The sequence below is a fragment of the Fuchsiella alkaliacetigena genome (assembly GCF_023227765.1).
In the GTDB taxonomy this organism is placed as follows: Bacteria; Bacillota; Halanaerobiia; order Halobacteroidales; family Acetohalobiaceae; genus Fuchsiella; species Fuchsiella alkaliacetigena.
Map to the genome: position 1 here is coordinate 19,589 of NZ_JALKBZ010000025.1, position 17,369 is coordinate 36,957.

A 17,369-nucleotide genomic window follows, 5' to 3' on the forward strand; every position below is an offset into this window, starting at 1 on the left:
AGAATTTAGCTTTAATTAGTCTGCAAGGAGTGAGGTTATTTGCTAAAATTAAAGAGTGGCGGGGTAAAGAAAAGATTAATTTTTTTGTTAATTATAGTTATTTTGTTGTTTGGTGGAAGTGGTATTTATTATTTGAGTAGTCCTGTTGAAGAAGAGCAGGTTAAACAGCAGCAAGTGGAGATTAAAGCTGGAATGAGCAGTAATCAGGTGGCTGCAACTTTAGCGGAAGCGGGATTAATTAGAGAGCCGCTATTATTTAGAGCAGCAGTTAGGATAAGAGGAGTAGAACATCGTTTACAGAGCGGTTATTATGATTTTAATACGGCTATGTCGCTTAATGAAATAATAGATAGTATGGTAATGGGAAGAGTTTTTAAGCAGCAGTTCACTATTCCGGAAGGGGCTACTGTGGAAAGCATAGCTCAGCGAATAGCTACCCAAACTGATGTTGAGGCTGAAGATTTTTTAACAGCAGCGGAAAGATTGAGCCAGGATTTTAAGCTTTTGCAAGATTATGATCTTAGTCAGCGCAAATATCCTTTGGAGGGGTATCTTTTTCCTGATACTTATCGAGTTGTTCGTGGAGTTAGCAGCGATAAATTAGTTGAAGTGATGCTTAGACAGTTTATGGCTAAACTGGATGGTGAGTTGTGGGCCCAAATTGAAGAAAGCGAATATAAGGTGGATGAGATTATAAATATTGCTTCTTTAATTGAAGGTGAGGCTAAATATGATCAGGAAAGAGAACTGATTGCTGGGGTTATCTATAATCGTCTAGAGAAGGGAATGCGCTTACAGTTAGATGCTACTGTTCAGTATGCTTTGTCTGAACGCAAAGATAGGATTTTATATAGAGATTTGGAGATTGAGTCTCCTTATAATACATATCGTGTTGCTGGTTTGCCTCCGGGCCCGATCAATAATCCTGGTTTAGCTTCAATTAAAGCAGCTTTGAATCCAGCAGAAACCGATTACTTATATTACTTTGCTTTAGAGGATGGAAGCCATAAGTTTAGTAAAAGCTATCAAGAACATCTTCGTTTGCAGAATGAATTAAGGTATTCAGATTAGAATAAGAAATAGGAAGTGGTAGGATGAGTAAGAATATATTAACAGATTTTGTGAATGAACATCTACAGGAAATTACTCCAGAACCTAGTGAAGATTTAAAGCGCTTACAAGAAGAGGCTTTAGCAAAAGATATTCCTATTATTGATACTGAAGTAGGGGAGTTTTTGTCTTTGCTGATTGCCATTCAAAGACCGCAAAAAATACTGGAGTTAGGAACCGGGACCGGCTATTCTACTTTGTGGTTAGCTAAGGATAATCAAGCCCAGATAGTAACTATTGAGTTAAAGGAGCGAGAAGCTAAAGTAGCTAGAAAAAACTTTGCAGAACTGGGCTTAGAAAATAGAGTTGAATTATTAGTTGGAGATGCGGTGCAGATAATGGCTGATTTACAGCAGGAGTTTGATCTGGTTTTTATTGATGCAGCTAAAGGGCAGTATGTGGAGTATTTAGAGAAAGCTTTAGCGGTAACCAAAGAGCAAGGGGTAATTGTAGCCGATAATATTCTCTTTAAAGGAATGATCAGCAATGATGAGCTGATGCATCCTCGCTATGATACTTTGGTTTATAGGTTGCGCGAGTATATAGATAGAGTTATGGAAGATCCAGGCTTGAAGTCATCTATTTTACCTTTAGGTGATGGCTTGGCAATTAGTTTGAAGTTGGGGGATGATGTTTAATGAGTAAAGCTGAACTATTAGCTCCAGCTGGAAATTTGGAAAAGCTGAAGATAGCTGTTCTTTATGGAGCTGATGCGGTTTATGTAGGTGGACAGCAGTATGGACTGCGTCAAGCAGCTGATAACTTTGAGGTTGAAGAGTTAGAGGAGGCTTTGGACTTTGCTCACTCGCGAGGGGTTAAGCTTTATGTAACTTTAAATATGATCCCTCATAATCAGGATTTAGTAGGGCTAAAGGAGTATGTAAATACCTTAGCAGAGCTAGGAGTAGATGCGGTAATTGTAGCTGATCCAGGAGTACTAAGTGTTGTGCAAAAGGTAGCACCTGAACTGGAGATTCATTTGAGTACTCAGGCTAATAATGTTAACTGGCAAAGTGTGAATTTTTGGGCTAAGCAGGGAGTTAAGAGAGTTATTCTAGCTAGAGAGCTTAATCTAGGAGAGATTAAGGAAATTAATCAGCGAGTAGAGGTGGATACTGAGGCCTTTATTCACGGGGCCATGTGTATCTCCTATTCAGGTCGTTGTTTACTGAGTAACTATTTGGTGAATCGAGACTCCAATCGGGGCCAGTGTGCTCACTCCTGTCGCTGGAACTATAGCTTAGTAGAGGAACAAAGACCAGGCCAGTACCATCCGGTTTTTGAAGATCAAAGCGGCACCTATATCTTTAACTCTAAAGATCTGTGCATGATAGAGTATATTCCCGAGTTAATGGCTACTGGGCTAAGTAGCTTTAAGATAGAAGGGCGAATGAAAAGTATTAACTATGTAGCTACGGTGACTAATATTTATCGACAGGCTATAGATACTTATTTAGCTGCTCCGGGGGAGTATCAGTTTCAAAAAGAGTGGTTAACGGAGTTACAAAAGATTAGTCATCGTCATTACAGTACTGGCTTTTATTTGGGGGAGCCGGGCCCGGCAGGACAGAACTACGACTCTTCGGCTTATCTGCGTAACTATGACTTTATGGGCTTAGTACAGGAGTATCTGCCGGCTAGCCAAGAAGCAGTAGTTGAGGTTAGAAATAAGTTCTTTGTTAATGATGTAGTTGAGTTTTTTGGTCCTGAGACTGATACTTTTACTCAGCCTTTAGAATATATTAAAAATGAGGAAGGAGAGCTAATTGTTGATGCTCCCCATCCCCATCAGTTGATTACTATACCAGTTAGCCAACCGGTACAGAAGTATGATTTGCTTAGAAGGGAGAAATAGGACTAGTATGAAGACTGTCAGGATTAAAGTAGAGGTAGAAAAGTCAGAAATGGCCTTTGTTGATGAAATATTTAAGGCTTATGAGGGATTAGCTATGGTAACTATTCTCGGTGGAGAACGAGGATTGATAGAGCTAAAACTATCACCTAGTACTAAAGAAGATGTACTGGCTATTTTAGACGATTTAGCCGATAAGATTGAATTGAAGATTTTAAAAATAATAGAATGAATTTGCTAGGACAGGCACAGCTTTTATTTCTGGCCCATATAAATATAACTAGACTATCTTTTTCTTAGGGAGGGATAAGCTAAATGCCTGGTTTATTGATTGAAATAGGCAACAACTTTTTAAAGGGAATTATGTTGTTAGTCTCTTATGTGAAGAAGAATAATGCTTTTCCTCATCCTCTAGAGCCAGAAGAAGAAAAGGAGTATCTAGAACGATTAAAGGAGGGTGAGGAAGAGGTTAAAGATATTTTGATTGAGCATAACTTGCGTTTGGTAGCTCATATTGTTAAAAAATTTGATAAGGCTAATTTATGGCTATTACAAAACTTTTACCCTTTATAAATTATCTCAATTAGCTCTTTTTTCTTACTGAGTCGAAGTTCCTTGATAATTTTGTTTAACTTTGCTTGTCTTTTGGATAATGGAAGTTGCTCTTTTAGTAAAACTCTACATAATTCCCTCGCCTCTAAATTTGAGAGTTTTTCCTTTCGATTTTCTTGCTCTAGTTTTTGTTTTATTTTTTCAAACTTAGTTGTTAAAGCTTCTTGTTCTTTATTTAGTCTTTCTTTTGCCTCGCTTAATTCTGTTAAGTTGATTATGTCTTTTTCATAAGCCTTCATTTGTCTTTGGAATCTTTTATCTAAGCTATCTAATTTACTTTTAAGTTTTTGTTGTTCTTTTTTAAGTAGAGAGCTATTAGCTTGTTTGATCTTTTTAGGAAATTTGCTAGCTATTATAATCTTTGTTAAATTTTTTAAAAAAACACTTTCTACTTTTTCTATTCGATGCATATTAGTATAGCAGCTTCGTTCTTTTTGATTAGTAATGCAGCGCGTATAGTTATAACGTTTATCTTTTTGGCGAATAATCTGTCTACTTAAGCTACCTCCACATTCATAGCATTTGAGAAAACCTTGTAATAGATAACCTGGTTTTGTTTGCGAATGATGTCTTTTTTTTCTTTGAGAGATTAACTTTTGAACTAACTCAAAATCTTCTTGATCGATTAAGGCAGGATGATTATTTTCGATGCTGATTTCTTGCCAATTAAAGGTTCCGATATATGCTTTATTTTTTAAGATTTTAAGAATAGTAACATTACTCCATTTCATTATTTCTCCGGTACTCTTTTTAAAAGCTGCCTTACCCAAATCAGTTAAGCCTGATTTTAAGTTTTGGCTGATTTCTTTACTGCCTTTCCCTATTATATACTCATTAAAAATATACTTTACTACTTTAGCTTCCTCTACCTGGATTTCATATTTGCCAGTTTGGGAATTGATTTTATAACCAAGTGGTGGTTTACCTAAAGCTTGCCCTCGTTTAGCTCTTTGTAGTTGTCCTTTTTTAACTTCCTGAGCTAGATTTTCTGAATAGAATTCTGCTACCGATTCTAAAATACCTTCTACCATCTTACCAATAGCATCTTTACCAAAGTTTTCTGTAATAGATATTACATCTACTTCACATTTTTTTCTTAATAAAGACTTATAGAGCACACTATCTTTGCGATTACGAGCGAATCTATCAATTTTATGTATTAACACTGCTTCATAATTATCAGGATTGTTCTTAATTTCTTGGATCATTTCTTGAAACTGTGGTCGTTGATCATCTTTAGCGCTTTGGCCAGAGTCTATATATTCTTTTAAGATCTGATAGTTATTTTGTTGAGCGTACTTATGTAGTTGTTCTAATTGAGCATTTATTGACAATCCTTTTTTTGCTTGTTGAGAACTTGAAACTCTAACGTAAATTACAGCTTTTTTTAATTTAGACACCTCCTATAAATAAAGTTATATTTTTCGCTTATTTTTTTTATTAATAAAAAGTTACTTAATCATTATCTAATAGAGTTTCCCCATTTTTTTATATACAAACTTTTTGATCTAATATGCTCCAATAATTTGAATAATTTTGAAATTTGTATAGAGTAATTTCTTGAATTTATAGATGATTGAGCATTTTTAACCTCTGTATTTTTACTAATAAAGAAATTATAGTAAAACAAATGATTGAAATTAATTTTTGGGGAAACTCTATATTATCTAGTCTTGCATTAAGCCTAGTTCTATGTTAAGATGAGTTTGGTTTTAAGTAATAAACAAAAAAAAGTAGCAGAGTTATTTTTTAGAAAAAAGATATACTGATCAATAACACCTTATTTACTAATTAAGCTTTAAAAGGAAATTAGTAATAAATGTTCTGATTTTTTGAATATTATTTAATAAACAGGGGGGATAATATGGAATGTAGTCAGTTATTTTATTTTTTGTAAATTAGTTAACTTAGCTAATACTAAAGAAAATACAGAAGATTTAATCTCTATTGGTTCTATAGGTTTAATTAAAGCTATAGATACTTATGACCCCAGTAAGCAAGTTAAACTGGCTACTTATGCATCTAAGTGTATTGAAAATGAGATCTTAATGTATCTCCGTCAAAATAAGAATGTAAAACAAGAAGTTTTGTTGCAGGATCCTATAGGAGCTGATAAAGAAGGAAATGAACTTACTTTAATAGATGTTCTAGGTACTGAAGCTAATTTAGTATCAGCTGAAGTTGAGTTAAACTTAGATCAGGAAAAATTATATGAAAAGATGGAGAAATTAACTGATAGAGAAAGAAAAGTAATTATCTTTAGATATGGATTAAAGGATGCCCGAGAGTATACTCAACGAGAAATAGCTGATAAACTAGGTATTTCCAGATCTTATGTATCTAGAATTGAAAAAAAAGCTTTAAAAAAATTGAATTCACTTTTTTGAAATAATTATAATTTTTTTAATGAAATTGATATAATAATTCTTTAGTTATTGGTGGAGCTTTTTAGGGTTGTTTTAACTTACTCACATATTAACTATAATTTTATTGGATAATTAGATTGATTAAGGGTATAGATAGAGGTAGAACTGATGTTATTACAAAGAAAGGCTAAAGAAATATTTGAGCAAATGCTTAAACCTGACTTTTATTATCAAAATATTTTACAAATAAATATAAATCAGTTGAAGAGTTTAAAAGTTGAGGCTATAATTTGTGATTTGGATAATACTCTTTTAAATTGGGAGTCTAATAAGATAAGTCCAGAGGTTAAGAGGTGGTTATTTGAAGCCGAAAAAGCTGGTATATCTATTTTTATTTTATCTAATGCTTTGACTAGCAGAGTCAATCAGGCTACTGAAGAATTGGACTTCCCCGTTATCGCTAGAGCTTTTAAACCTAGTAAGAAATATTTCGAAGTAGCTATGGATATATTAGCAGTAGAAAAGAATAGAGTAGCCGTGATTGGTGATCAATTATTTACCGATGTTTTAGGTGCTAATAGACTAGGCTTGATAAGTATTTTGCTTGATCCTTTATCGGAAAAAGATTTTGTAGGTACTAAATTAATTAGATTAGTGGAAAAAAAATTAAAAAAATGTTTAGAATTAAAATAAACATTTGACAAGGAGGCAAAGTCAAATGCATAAATTTTTCAAATATAAATTTTTGTTAACCTTAGTAATGCTGATAGTCTTAAATCTGAGTTTATTTAATTTGGAAGTTGCAGAGGCTAGAAATAGCTATAATTTTGAATTAGGAGATAGGACTTTAGGTTATGGTGATGAAGGAGTAGATATTGTTTATTTACAGGTGCAGTTACGGATTTTAGATTATTATCAGGGAGATATTGATGGGTTATTTGGCAGAAAGACTTTAGAAGCTGTCAAGGAGTTTCAAGCAGAGAAAGAGCTGACTATCGATGGAGTAGTAAGCACTAGTACTTTTGAACATTTAAAATTAGGGAATTACATTGAACAAAGCTATTTTAGTGAAGATAAATTAATGGCTTTAGCTAGAGCTATTAATGGTGAGGCTCGCGGAGAGCCTTTTAGGGGACAGGTAGCTGTAGGGGCAGTAATTTTAAATCGAGTAGATGATAATGGATTTCCCAATAGTGTAGAAGGAGTTATCTATGAACAAGGTCAGTTTAGTGCTGTAATTGATGGTCAAATTAATTTACCTCCTACTTCGAAGTCTATTAAAGCTGCTAAAGCTGCTTTAGTTGGTTATGATCCGACTAGAAATGCTCGTTATTTTTATAATCCTCGGATTGCTACTAGATTAGAATGGATTTCTAATCGACCAGTGACTGTTAGAATCGATAATCATGTTTTTGCGGATTAAATTAACTGAGATAGTTTTTCCAAGATAAGGTCAATGACCTTATCTTGGATTTTTTTATTTGGAGATCATTGCTAACAAATAAAAGTATTTATTTGTTGATTTAACTTGAAGAGTTAGCTATTTAATATTAAAATGTTATTAGGTTTGATAATTAAAATAAGATTGGAGTGATATCAGTTGGAATGCGATGTAATAGTGGTAGGGGCAGGGCCCGCCGGAGCCTATGCTGCTTATAACTTGGCTCGAGCCGACTTAGAAGTACTTCTATTAGAAAAAGAAGAACTACCTAGGTATAAGGCTTGTGGAGGGGGGCTAACAGCTAAGACTAAAAAATTATTAAGTGATTTTGATTTAAGTGGTGTAATTGAAGATGAGATTAGAGATGTTGTTTTTACTTATGATTCTACACTTCCAGTTGAGTTCGAATTTTTAGACCCTCTTGTTTATATGGTGATGAGAGATAAGTTCGATGAGTTTTTAGTGAATCGGGCGCAGGAAGCAGGAGTAGAGGTTTTAACTGGTACTGAAGTGACTGGCTTGACAATTACTGAAGAACAAGTAGAGGTACAGAGCGGGGAGGATATTTTTGAAGGACGTTTATTAGTAGGGGCTGACGGAGTAAAAAGTTTAGTAGCAGAGGATTTGGGTTTAGTTCAGGACTGTGAATTTGCTATAGCCTTTGAGAAGGAATTAAAGGCAAGTGAGGAGCAGTTAGCGGAGCATAGAGGAAAACTTAGCATAGACTATGGAGTTATCAATAAGGGGTATAGTTGGATTTTTCCTAAAAGGGAGTACTTATCTGTAGGAATAGGAACCTATGCTCAAGGCTTAAGCTTAAAAGGTAGCTTAGAAAAGTATTTAATTGGAGAGGATTTAGCTGAAAATGAAGCCGTTAAAGCCAAAGGACATTTACTGCCTATTGGTGGCAAGGAAAGAAAGTTGACTGCTAAGCGGGCCCTATTAGTAGGAGATGCTGCTGGCTTGGTAAATCCTTTATCAGGAGAAGGACTATTCTATGCTTTAAAAAGTGGAGAATTGGCTAGTGAAGTAATAATAGAAACTTTAGCTGGAACTGCTTCTTTAGATAGGTATACTAAATTAATCAATCAGCAACTTTTGCCTGGATTTAAAAAGGCAAAGCTAATTAGTAAACTCTTTTTTATGTTTGCTAAACCTATTCATAAGTTAGTTAGTAAAAAAAGTTGGATTTTAGAAAAATTAATTTTAACGGTCTGTGAAGGAGAGGACTATTCAAACTTATATAAGGCTTTTAAGTCAGAGGTATCTTTTCCAAGCTTTAAAGGATAGTCGATAAAAAGGAAAATGACAAGCAGTATTATTAATACTGCTTGTCATTATTCTTACTTATATAAGTAAGTTAATTCGATCAAGCACTTTCCTCAGTTGTTGTTGCCATTTCGTTTAGACACTCAGAGCAGATGATCTTATTCTTGAATTCAATTGTATTCTCTGCATTACTACAGAAAATACAGGCCGGCTCATACTTCTTGAAGATAATCTTATCTTCATCTACATAAATTTCTAAAGCATCTTTAGTTTCTATACCTAAGGTTCTTCTAAGTTCTACCGGAATAACCATTCTTCCTAAATCATCTACTTTTCTTACAATACCTGTTGACTTCACCTGTCTCCCTCCTTATTTTTATTGCCATTGACTACATATTTCGACAATATTTATACTTCAATTATATAGCAGATTATTGAAGTTGTCAACCCTATCTGGTAATTTTTTTCAAGGTTTTTCTGTCATATGGATATTTTTTTGTAATTCAAGTTATTGTTTTACATAAATTTGATCTTTCTTATTAAATGAAAGCTTTAATAGTACTTTGATAAAGAAAGATAAACACTTATCTTTTAATGGTTTTTAGTTAAGAATATAAATAAGATAAGTTAGGGAAAGGAGCAGTTTTGTCGATGGAGTTAATAACAGTAAATGAAGTTAGAAAAGCAGCTCAGAAAATACAAGGAGTAGTTAAAAAGACTGCTTTGGATTATTCACGAAGTTTTAGTAATTTTAGTGGGAAGCAGGTTTATTTGAAGCTGGAAAACTTACAAAGGACAGGCTCCTTTAAAATTAGAGGTGCTTATAATAAAATAATTAATTTAGATTCTAGTGAAAAAGAAGGAGGGGTAATAGCTGCTTCAGCAGGTAACCATGCCCAAGGGGTTGCCTTAGCAGCTATGCAAGCTGGAATTGAATCTACAGTAGTTATGCCCAAAGGAGTGTCTATTGCTAAAGCAAAGGCTACTAAAAACTATGGAGCTCAAGTAATCTTAAAAGGGGAAACTTATGATGATGCTTATAATGTAGCTGAAGATAAAGCTCGAAAGACGGAAGCTACTATTATTCCAGCTTTTGATGATAAAGATATAATTGCTGGTCAGGGAACTATTGCTTTAGAAATTTTAGCTGATTTTCCGGAAGTGGAAGTAATATTAGTTCCGGTGGGTGGGGGAGGATTATTGGCAGGAATAGCTACTGTAATTAAAGAGTTAAAGCCAAAGGTGGAAGTGATTGGAGTGGAGGCTGAACGGGCTGCTGCTATGAAATCTTCATTATTTGCAGGAAAATTGATTTCTTTAACTGAAATAGATACTATTGCCGATGGGATTGCGATCAAAAAGCCAGGTCGATTAACTTATTCTATTATTTCCGAGCTTGTAGATCGGATTATAACTGTGACTGAAGAAGAAATTGCTTATGCTATTTCTTTATTATTGGAAAGATCAAAGTTAGTAGTTGAAGGAGCAGCAGCTACAGTTTTAGCAGCTTTGTTACAAGGACAGCTTCCATTTAAGGGTAAGAAAGTAGTAGCTGTCTTAAGTGGAGGGAATATAGATTTAAATATGATGGCAGCAGTTATTAATCGAGGGCTGATTAAGGCAGGTCGGAGAATTAGGTTAGCTACCTATCTTCCTGATAGACCTGGAGTTTTAGAGAAGCTATTAAGGGTTATTAGTAAGGTAGAAGCAAACATTATCTCCGTTAGTCATAATCGTTCCAATCCTGATCTTTCTTTGCAACAGGCTGAAGTGAGATTGGTTTTGGAAACTAGAGATCAAAAGCATACTGAGACGGTAATTAAGGCTTTAGAGAAGGCTGATTATGATTTAAAAAGGTTAAGATGAAAATAAAAACTAAAGGAGGAATTTAAGATGAGTAAAGAAATTATTAGTACTGAAGAAGCTCCGGCGGCTTTAGGGCCCTATTCACAAGCTGTTAAAGCAGGAGCTACTTTGTTTATTTCGGGACAAGTGCCTATCGACCCTAAAACAGGAGATGTGGTGCGAGGCAGTATACAGGAGCAGACTAAGCAGGTGCTTGATAATCTGGAAGCTATTTTAATTGAGGCAGGCTATGGACTAGAGAATGTAGTTAAGGCCGAGGTATTTATTGCTGATTTGGAAGAGTTTGAGGACTTCAATGAGGTTTTTGCTGACTACTTTAGCGAAGAGCCTCCGGCTAGAGCTTGTATAGAAGCAGCTCGCTTACCGATGGATGTTGGCTTAGAGCTTTCGGCTATAGCTGTTAAATAGTTGGCAATAGACCGATAATGTTTTATAATTGAGGAGGATTAAGCGGTGGAAGAATACATTTTAGCTCTGGATCAGGGAACGACTAGTTCACGAGCAATTATTTTTAATAAGCTAGGAGAAATTGTTAGCCAATCTCAAAAGGAGTTTAGACAGATTTATCCTCAAGCAGGCTGGGTGGAGCACAATGCTAATCAGCTCTGGGGAACTAGCAGTGGAGTAATGGCTGCTGCTTTATCGGAGGCCAATATTCAGCCTAGGGAAATTGCGGGACTGGGAATTACCAATCAAAGAGAGACTACAGTAGTTTGGGAGGCTGATACTGGGGAGCCTATCTATAATGCTATTGTCTGGCAGGATCGCAGAACAGCTGATATCTGTGATCGTTTAAAAGCGGAAGGGTTAGAGGATAAGATTAGAAAGAAGACTGGTTTAGTGTTGGATGCTTACTTTTCTGCTACTAAGATTAAATGGATTTTGGATAATGTAGAGGGAGCTCGCTCGAAGGCAGAAGCAGGAAAGCTGAGGTTTGGAACTGTAGATAGCTGGTTAGTCTGGAAGCTAAGTAATGGTCAGCTACATATAACTGATTATAGTAATGCTGCTCGAACTTTATTGTACAATATTCATAGCTTAGAATGGGATCAGGAGCTCTTAGATATCTTTGAAATACCTAGGTCTATGTTGCCTGAGGTTAAGCCCAGTAGCGAAGTCTACGGATATACAGCCGATGCTCAGTCCTTTGGAGCTCAGATCCCTATTGCTGGGATAGCTGGTGATCAGCAGGCTGCCACCTTTGGTCAGGGTTGCTATGAACGGGGAATGGTTAAGAATACTTACGGAACAGGCTGCTTTATGCTGATGAATACGGGTGAAGAAGCCGTTATTTCTGAGCATAACTTATTAACTAGTATTGCTTGGGGTTTAGATGGTCAGCTAAACTATGTTTTGGAGGGGAGTGTCTTTGTAGCTGGAGCAGCTGTACAGTGGTTAAAGGAGGAGTTACATCTGCTAAATGAGGTTGCAGATTCGGAGTATTTTGCTAATAAAGAAAGCAGTACTGAGGGAGTTTATGTAGTTCCAGCCTTTACTGGTTTAGGAGCACCTTACTGGGATATGTACGCTCGGGGGGCTATTTTGGGACTTACTAGAGGAACTAATAGAAATCATATTATTAGAGCTACCTTGGAATCTTTAGCTTATCAGACTAAGGATGTCTTGGAGGCTATGCAGGCTGATGCTGCTTTGGAGCTAAAGGAGTTGAGAGTTGATGGCGGAGTGGCAGCTAATGATTTTTTAATGCAGTTTCAGGCAGATATTTTGGCTACTGAGGTGGAACGACCTGTGGTTACTGAAAGTACTGCTTTAGGAGCAGCTTATTTGGCTGGTTTAGCTGTGGGTTACTGGCAAGATAAAGAGGAAATTTTGAGTAAAAGAAGGGTAGATAGAGTTTTCAAGCCTAAAATGAATGATTCTAAGCGAAAAGAGCTCTATGCGGGTTGGCAGAAGGCAGTTAAACGAGCTATGAGCTGGGAAGAAGATTAAATTTAAAGATCCTACTGGCCAGCTGACCAGTAGGATTAATATTATAGTTCATATACCTCTTCGGCGCTCAATAGATTGAAATCTCTTTCTTTTAACACCTGATTGGCTCTTTCAATTTCCTGAACTCTAAAGACTACCAGAGCATCTCCAGAAGCTCTACCGATAAAGGCGTACATATATTCTATGTTTATCTCTTCTTCTTTAAGTACAGCTAAAGCTTTAGCTAAACCTCCTGGAGTATCATCTACTCCTACTGCTACTACTTCGGTTTCGTTAACAGTAAAACCTTCTTCTTTTAGTATTGCTAAAGCCTTATCAGGCTGGTCAACGATTAGGCGGAGAATGCCAAAATCTGAGGTATCGGCAATGGATAGGGCCCTAATATTTATTTCTGCTGAACCTAGGGTCTCTGTTACGTCAGCCAGACGACCGGACTTATTTTCTAAAAATATAGAAATCTGTTTTACTTTCATTTTAAGGATGCTCCTTTCTATAGCTCTCTTTTATCTACAACCCGCTGTGCTTTACCTTCACTGCGGGGAATAGTATGAGGTTCTACTAATTTAACATTAACTGAAATTCCTAATACACTTTCGATTTCGCCGTGAATCTTTCTTTCTAAACTCTCTAAACGTCTTACCTCATCAGAAAAGATAGCTTCTGATATTTCAACCTGTACTTCTAATTGATCTAAGCTGTCTTCGCGCTCTACTACTAATTGATAGTGGGGCTTAGTTTCACTGATATCCAATAATATACTTTCGATTTGAGAAGGGAAGACATTAACTCCTCGAATAATTAGCATATCGTCAACTCGTCCACTGATTCTTTCCATTCTGACTGAGGTACGTCCGCAACTACATTTCTCTTGGTGTAAAACTGAAATATCTTTGGTCCTATATCTAAGTATAGGTAGTCCAGTTTTAGTAATAGTGGTGAAGACTAATTCGCCTTTTGTACCATAGCCTAAATTTTCTCCCGTTTCAGGATCGATAATTTCAGGAATGAAATGGTCTTCGAAAATATGTAGTCCGTCCTGAACTTCGCATTCACTGGCTACTCCGGGCCCGATAATCTCACTTAGTCCATAGATATCGATAGCGGTAATTCCTAATAGTTCTTCAATTTCTCGGCGCATATTATCCGACCAAGGTTCAGCCCCAAAGATACCGTATTCTAATTTTGAATTTTTAATATCAAAGCCCATTTCCGCAGCTACTTCAGCTATATAAAGGGCATAAGATGGGGTACACATTAAGGCTGTACTACCAAAGTCTTCCATTAGCCTGATTTGACGTTTAGTATTTCCTCCAGAAATAGGAATTACCGAAGCTCCTACCTTTTCAGCGCCATAATGAATACCTAAACCGCCAGTAAATAGTCCGTAACCAAAGGCATTTTGAACAATATCTCCTTTACTTACTCCACCGCAGCTCATAGTTCTAGCCATTAGTTCAGTCCAAATTTCAATATCATCCTGGGTATAACCAACAACTGTTGGTTGTCCTGTAGTTCCCGAAGAAGAATGAATCCTTACTATTTCCTTTAAGGGAGTGGCAAAGAGACCGTAGGGATAGTTATCTCTGAGGTCTTCTTTAGTAGTAAAAGGTAACTTACTTAAGTCAGAAATTGATTTAATATCTTCAGCTTGAACATCTAATGCTGATAACTTCTGCTGATAAAAAGGTACATTTTCAATTAATCTGTTGATAGTTTCTTGTAAACGTTTGACTTGTAGTTCTTCTAAATTTTGTCTATCCATGCTTTCATATTTCTGATTCCAAATCAACAGTATTCCCTCCTAACTTTACATTAAATATCTTTTTAATTTTAACATATTAGTGGGGGGATATCAAGCAGTGAGGGATTGAAAAGTTGTTAGTTAATGTTTGAATATTAATAGTTGGTAATATATAATTATGATGAGTTAATGATTGATTTTTGGTAAATTGCAGGTGGAGTATAATTTTATTGGTATATTGTTTTAATCAAATGATAAAGAACAAACGAAATTATTTTAACTTTGAATTTGAATTTAATTATAAGCAGTATTTTTAAAAATTAGTGTATAGGAAATGAAAATTCAAGAGTAATAAACTTGTTAATTTAAGTAAAAATTAAACTGAAGGAGGAAATAAGATGAGTGAAGAAAATAGTTTTGAGATAGCAGTTATTGGGGGGGGCCCAGCAGGGATGTCAGCAGCACTGAATGCCAAGATTAGAAATAAAAAGGTGGCTATCTTCGAAAGTCAACAGCTAGGAGGACGAATCTGGTTAGCTCCACATGTGGAGAATTATTTAGGTTTTTACGATATAGATGGAGAAGAGCTAACTCAAAAATTTATTGATCACTTAACCGAGCTGGAAGTGCCGATTATTGAAGAAAAGATAGTACAGATAATTTCTATGGGAGATTACTTTTCCTTAACCAGTAACCAAGAAAACTACCAAGCGGAGCAGGTGATTTTGGCCACTGGAGTTAATAATCAGACTCAGTTGGACGGTGAGGCTGAATTTTTAGGTCAGGGAGTTAGTTACTGTGCTACCTGTGACGGACAGTTATTTAAGAATAAAAAAGTAGCGGTACTAGGTTATGCTGAAGAGAGTATTGAAGAAGCTAATTACTTAGCCGAATTAGCAGAAGCTACTTACTTTATTCCTCAGTACGAAGCAGATTTGCAAGAGCTAGACTCTGCTGTAGAGGTGATTGACTCTGATCCAGAAGCTATTCAAGGGGATAATCTAGTTGAAAAATTAGTATTAGCCGAGGAGAGCTTAGAGGTTGATGGAGTCTTTATTCTGCGGCCTACTGTTCCTACCGGAGAGATTATTTCTGGGCTGGAGCTAGATGATAAATATATTAAGGTGAATAAAAACTTTGAAACTAATATTGAAGGTGTTTATGCAGCTGGAGACTGTACTGGCCCCCCTTTACAGTTACCTAAGGCGGTAGGAGAAGGTCAACTAGCTGCTTTAAATGCAGTTAAAAAGTAGTATTTACTTATTTGTAGAAATTAGAAGCAGGTGATTTGGTGAAAATAGCCTATTTGGACTTACAACAGGGAGTTAGCGGCGAGCTGCTTTTAGCTGCTTTATTGGATCTGGATTTGGATTTTGAAGCTATACTGTTTCAATTAAATAAAATAAACTTTTCTAGTTTAGAGCTAGATCTACAAAGAGGATTACAGTTAACTAAGGAAGCAAGGGGAGCTAAGTTAAGTTTAAATATAGTTAACCCCAGAAAACAGATTGCTGCTCAGGAGTTAAGAGCTTTAATTCAAAACTCTAAACTGTCAACTGAGCTTAAGGAAGATATGCTGAGTATTTTTAAAAAGATGTTTAAGCTAAAGGGTGAGCTGGTTTCTTTTGAGCAAGGGGTTGAATTTTTAGTCTATACTGCGGGAATATTAATCTGCCTAGATAGATTAAATATAGCTAAGATTTATGCTTCGTCTATACAGTTAGGTAGTCATCCTTCAGCTAGAGTTTTGGAGTTATTAAGAGGGGTGACTGTTTTTGCAGATAATGAGAGAGCAAGCTTAGTTAGCGAACTAGGAGCTACTATTATTAGCTATTTAGTTCATAGTTTTGAGGGACAGCCAGAGCTGATTTTAGACGAAAGTGGTTATGGCTGGGCTAAAAGCAATTCTAGTGGAGAAAGGTGCTTGAGAGTTACTTTAGGAGAAACAGCAAAAGCAGCTTCAGCTTATCTTCAAGATAGAATAGCTGTGTTGGAATGTAATCTTGATGATATGGTTGGAGAGTTTTATGAACATGTTTTAGATAAGCTAATGGCTAGCGGAGCTTTGGATGTTTACTTAACTCCTATTCAGATGAAAAAGAATAGACCGGCTCAAAAGTTGACCGTACTGCTTGCAGAAGAGGATTTGAGCTCTATTTTGGAGATTATCTTTAAGGAGACTACTACTTTAGGAGTGAGAATTGATTATAAAGATAGATATAAACTGGAGCGGCAGCTAGTTGAAGTGGAGGTTAAAGGAGAAAAAGTGCAGTTGAAGCTGGGTTATTTAACTGGTGAACTGCTCAATGTTGCTCCGGAGTATGAAGACTGTCGCCAAGTAGCTGCTAAGACTGGCATTTCCTTAGCGGAGGTTTATAGGCGGGCCCTGAGTAACTTTGCGATGCATAAAAATGAATGAAACAGGAAAATTTATTGATAGTAAAGCTACAAAGTGGGTGATGAAATGTCCTATAAATTAGCAGTAATCGGTATTGGTGATTTAAAACAGCAGGATCGTGGGTTAAGTATTCATCTTTTAGAGAGTTTAAAGCGGGACTTTGAGCAAGAGTCTATTCGATTTATTAATGGAGGCAGTGATGGTAAGAACTTATTTGCTATATTGAAGGATATAGCTGCTGAAAAGATAATGGTTTTGGAGACTGCTGCTAATAACTTTGAAGCAGGTAAGCTGAACTATTTATTAATTAACTTTGAACAGTCAGCTAACTTTGCGGAATTGGTTTTAGTTACTATAGAAGTAGCTGAAATAGACTGGGGGAGTAACTTATCTTCAGTAATGAAAGCAGAATATAAGGAGGTTTTAAATAGCATTAAAACTGTAGTTGATGAACTGCTGAGTAATAGTTTCAGTAATCATCATTAATTTAACTTAAATTGATGCCTATGAAATTGAATTAAATAAATTAATACTGTAATATTATTGATAATCCTTAAATAAAGCTTTACTTAGCAAAAATTTAAATAAAATAGGAAGGTTAATTTTATTTTTTATAGAAATAGGCTGTTAGAGTATCTTTTTTTTATCACTAGCATTGCATAAAAAATATTTTCATTTGTCAAGGGCAAATTTTTATTAATTATATATCCCTTAAATGTAAATAAATACAAATAAGATAAAAAAGCAACACCTATTGAGGATAG

The 17,369-nt window shown here is 35.6% G+C and carries 18 protein-coding genes and 1 pseudogene; 15 read left to right on the top strand and 4 right to left on the bottom strand.

Going from position 1 to position 17,369, the window contains the following annotated elements:
* Window positions 1-39 precede the first annotated feature (39 nt).
* The 5 genes from mltG (at window position 40) to MWH30_RS08470 (ending at window position 3,535) form a co-directional block, all read left to right on the top strand.
* Window positions 40-1,071: an endolytic transglycosylase MltG gene (mltG, locus tag MWH30_RS08450; protein WP_248663636.1), complete on the top strand. Its 1,032-nt coding sequence runs from the start codon at window positions 40-42 to the stop codon at window positions 1,069-1,071.
* A gap of 23 nt (window positions 1,072-1,094) precedes the next feature.
* Complete coding sequence (locus tag MWH30_RS08455) at window positions 1,095-1,748, top strand: O-methyltransferase (protein WP_248663637.1); 654 nt, start codon at window positions 1,095-1,097, stop codon at window positions 1,746-1,748.
* Window positions 1,748-2,965 (top strand): peptidase U32 family protein, encoded by a 1,218-nt coding sequence (locus tag MWH30_RS08460; protein ID WP_248663638.1) that lies wholly within the window; start codon window positions 1,748-1,750, stop codon window positions 2,963-2,965. Before MWH30_RS08455 ends, MWH30_RS08460 begins: the two co-directional genes overlap by 1 nt.
* Before the next feature lie 7 nt (window positions 2,966-2,972).
* Window positions 2,973-3,194: a DUF4911 domain-containing protein gene (locus MWH30_RS08465; protein WP_248663639.1), complete on the top strand. Its 222-nt coding sequence runs from the start codon at window positions 2,973-2,975 to the stop codon at window positions 3,192-3,194.
* A gap of 83 nt (window positions 3,195-3,277) precedes the next feature.
* A complete protein-coding gene (locus tag MWH30_RS08470) occupies window positions 3,278-3,535 on the top strand; it encodes a hypothetical protein (RefSeq protein WP_248663640.1) in 258 nt (85 codons plus the stop codon).
* Here the strand turns inward: MWH30_RS08470 and MWH30_RS08475 are convergent.
* Complete coding sequence (locus tag MWH30_RS08475) at window positions 3,523-4,974, bottom strand: recombinase family protein (protein ID WP_308221608.1); 1,452 nt, start codon at window positions 4,972-4,974, stop codon at window positions 3,523-3,525. The two genes, MWH30_RS08470 and MWH30_RS08475, sit on opposite strands and share 13 nt — an antisense overlap.
* Before the next feature lie 513 nt (window positions 4,975-5,487).
* On the opposite strand from MWH30_RS08475, the pseudogene MWH30_RS08480 reads away from it, so the two are divergent.
* From MWH30_RS08480 to MWH30_RS08495, 4 genes and pseudogenes are all read left to right on the top strand, one after another.
* Window positions 5,488-5,961 (top strand): annotated as a pseudogene (locus MWH30_RS08480) (sigma-70 family RNA polymerase sigma factor); the annotation flags it as partial.
* Window positions 5,962-6,108: 147 nt separating this feature from the next.
* Window positions 6,109-6,633: a YqeG family HAD IIIA-type phosphatase gene (locus tag MWH30_RS08485; RefSeq protein ID WP_248663642.1), complete on the top strand. Its 525-nt coding sequence runs from the start codon at window positions 6,109-6,111 to the stop codon at window positions 6,631-6,633.
* A gap of 25 nt (window positions 6,634-6,658) precedes the next feature.
* Window positions 6,659-7,363: a cell wall hydrolase gene (locus tag MWH30_RS08490; RefSeq protein ID WP_248663643.1), complete on the top strand. Its 705-nt coding sequence runs from the start codon at window positions 6,659-6,661 to the stop codon at window positions 7,361-7,363.
* Between the two features lie 177 nt (window positions 7,364-7,540).
* Window positions 7,541-8,671: an NAD(P)/FAD-dependent oxidoreductase gene (locus tag MWH30_RS08495; protein ID WP_248663644.1), complete on the top strand. Its 1,131-nt coding sequence runs from the start codon at window positions 7,541-7,543 to the stop codon at window positions 8,669-8,671.
* 79 nt (window positions 8,672-8,750) lie between these two features.
* Here MWH30_RS08495 and MWH30_RS08500 read toward each other — a convergent pair whose 3' ends face one another.
* Complete coding sequence (locus MWH30_RS08500; protein ID WP_308221609.1) at window positions 8,751-9,008, bottom strand: AbrB/MazE/SpoVT family DNA-binding domain-containing protein; 258 nt, start codon at window positions 9,006-9,008, stop codon at window positions 8,751-8,753.
* A gap of 293 nt (window positions 9,009-9,301) precedes the next feature.
* Here MWH30_RS08500 and ilvA point away from each other — a divergent pair, with 293 nt between their 5' ends.
* Genes ilvA through glpK form a run of 3 tightly spaced genes read left to right on the top strand, consistent with a single transcriptional unit; the run spans window position 9,302 to window position 12,466 of the window.
* Window positions 9,302-10,516, top strand: a complete 1,215-nt coding sequence (gene ilvA / locus MWH30_RS08505; RefSeq protein ID WP_248663645.1) for a threonine ammonia-lyase — start codon at window positions 9,302-9,304, stop codon at window positions 10,514-10,516.
* 27 nt (window positions 10,517-10,543) lie between these two features.
* Complete coding sequence (locus MWH30_RS08510) at window positions 10,544-10,924, top strand: RidA family protein (RefSeq protein ID WP_248663646.1); 381 nt, start codon at window positions 10,544-10,546, stop codon at window positions 10,922-10,924.
* Window positions 10,925-10,969: 45 nt separating this feature from the next.
* Window positions 10,970-12,466 (top strand): glycerol kinase GlpK, encoded by a 1,497-nt coding sequence (gene glpK / locus MWH30_RS08515; protein ID WP_248663647.1) that lies wholly within the window; start codon window positions 10,970-10,972, stop codon window positions 12,464-12,466.
* Window positions 12,467-12,507: 41 nt separating this feature from the next.
* Here glpK and MWH30_RS08520 read toward each other — a convergent pair whose 3' ends face one another.
* Window positions 12,508-12,939, bottom strand: coding sequence for an ACT domain-containing protein (locus MWH30_RS08520; RefSeq protein WP_248663648.1), 432 nt, complete (start codon window positions 12,937-12,939; stop codon window positions 12,508-12,510).
* 17 nt (window positions 12,940-12,956) lie between these two features.
* A complete protein-coding gene (locus tag MWH30_RS08525) occupies window positions 12,957-14,258 on the bottom strand; it encodes a phenylacetate--CoA ligase family protein (RefSeq protein ID WP_372494151.1) in 1,302 nt (433 codons plus the stop codon).
* Between the two features lie 347 nt (window positions 14,259-14,605).
* On the opposite strand from MWH30_RS08525, the gene MWH30_RS08530 reads away from it, so the two are divergent.
* The 3 genes from MWH30_RS08530 to MWH30_RS08540 are packed head-to-tail and all read left to right on the top strand — an operon-like array spanning window position 14,606 to window position 17,091.
* Window positions 14,606-15,460 (top strand): NAD(P)/FAD-dependent oxidoreductase, encoded by an 855-nt coding sequence (locus MWH30_RS08530; protein WP_248663650.1) that lies wholly within the window; start codon window positions 14,606-14,608, stop codon window positions 15,458-15,460.
* 38 nt (window positions 15,461-15,498) lie between these two features.
* Window positions 15,499-16,626 carry a nickel pincer cofactor biosynthesis protein LarC2 gene (larC2, locus tag MWH30_RS08535; RefSeq protein WP_248663651.1) on the top strand — a complete coding sequence of 376 codons (1,128 nt, stop codon included), beginning with the start codon at window positions 15,499-15,501 and terminating at the stop codon, window positions 16,624-16,626.
* A 45-nt stretch (window positions 16,627-16,671) separates the two neighbouring features.
* Complete coding sequence (locus MWH30_RS08540; RefSeq protein WP_248663652.1) at window positions 16,672-17,091, top strand: hypothetical protein; 420 nt, start codon at window positions 16,672-16,674, stop codon at window positions 17,089-17,091.
* Window positions 17,092-17,369 lie beyond the last annotated feature (278 nt).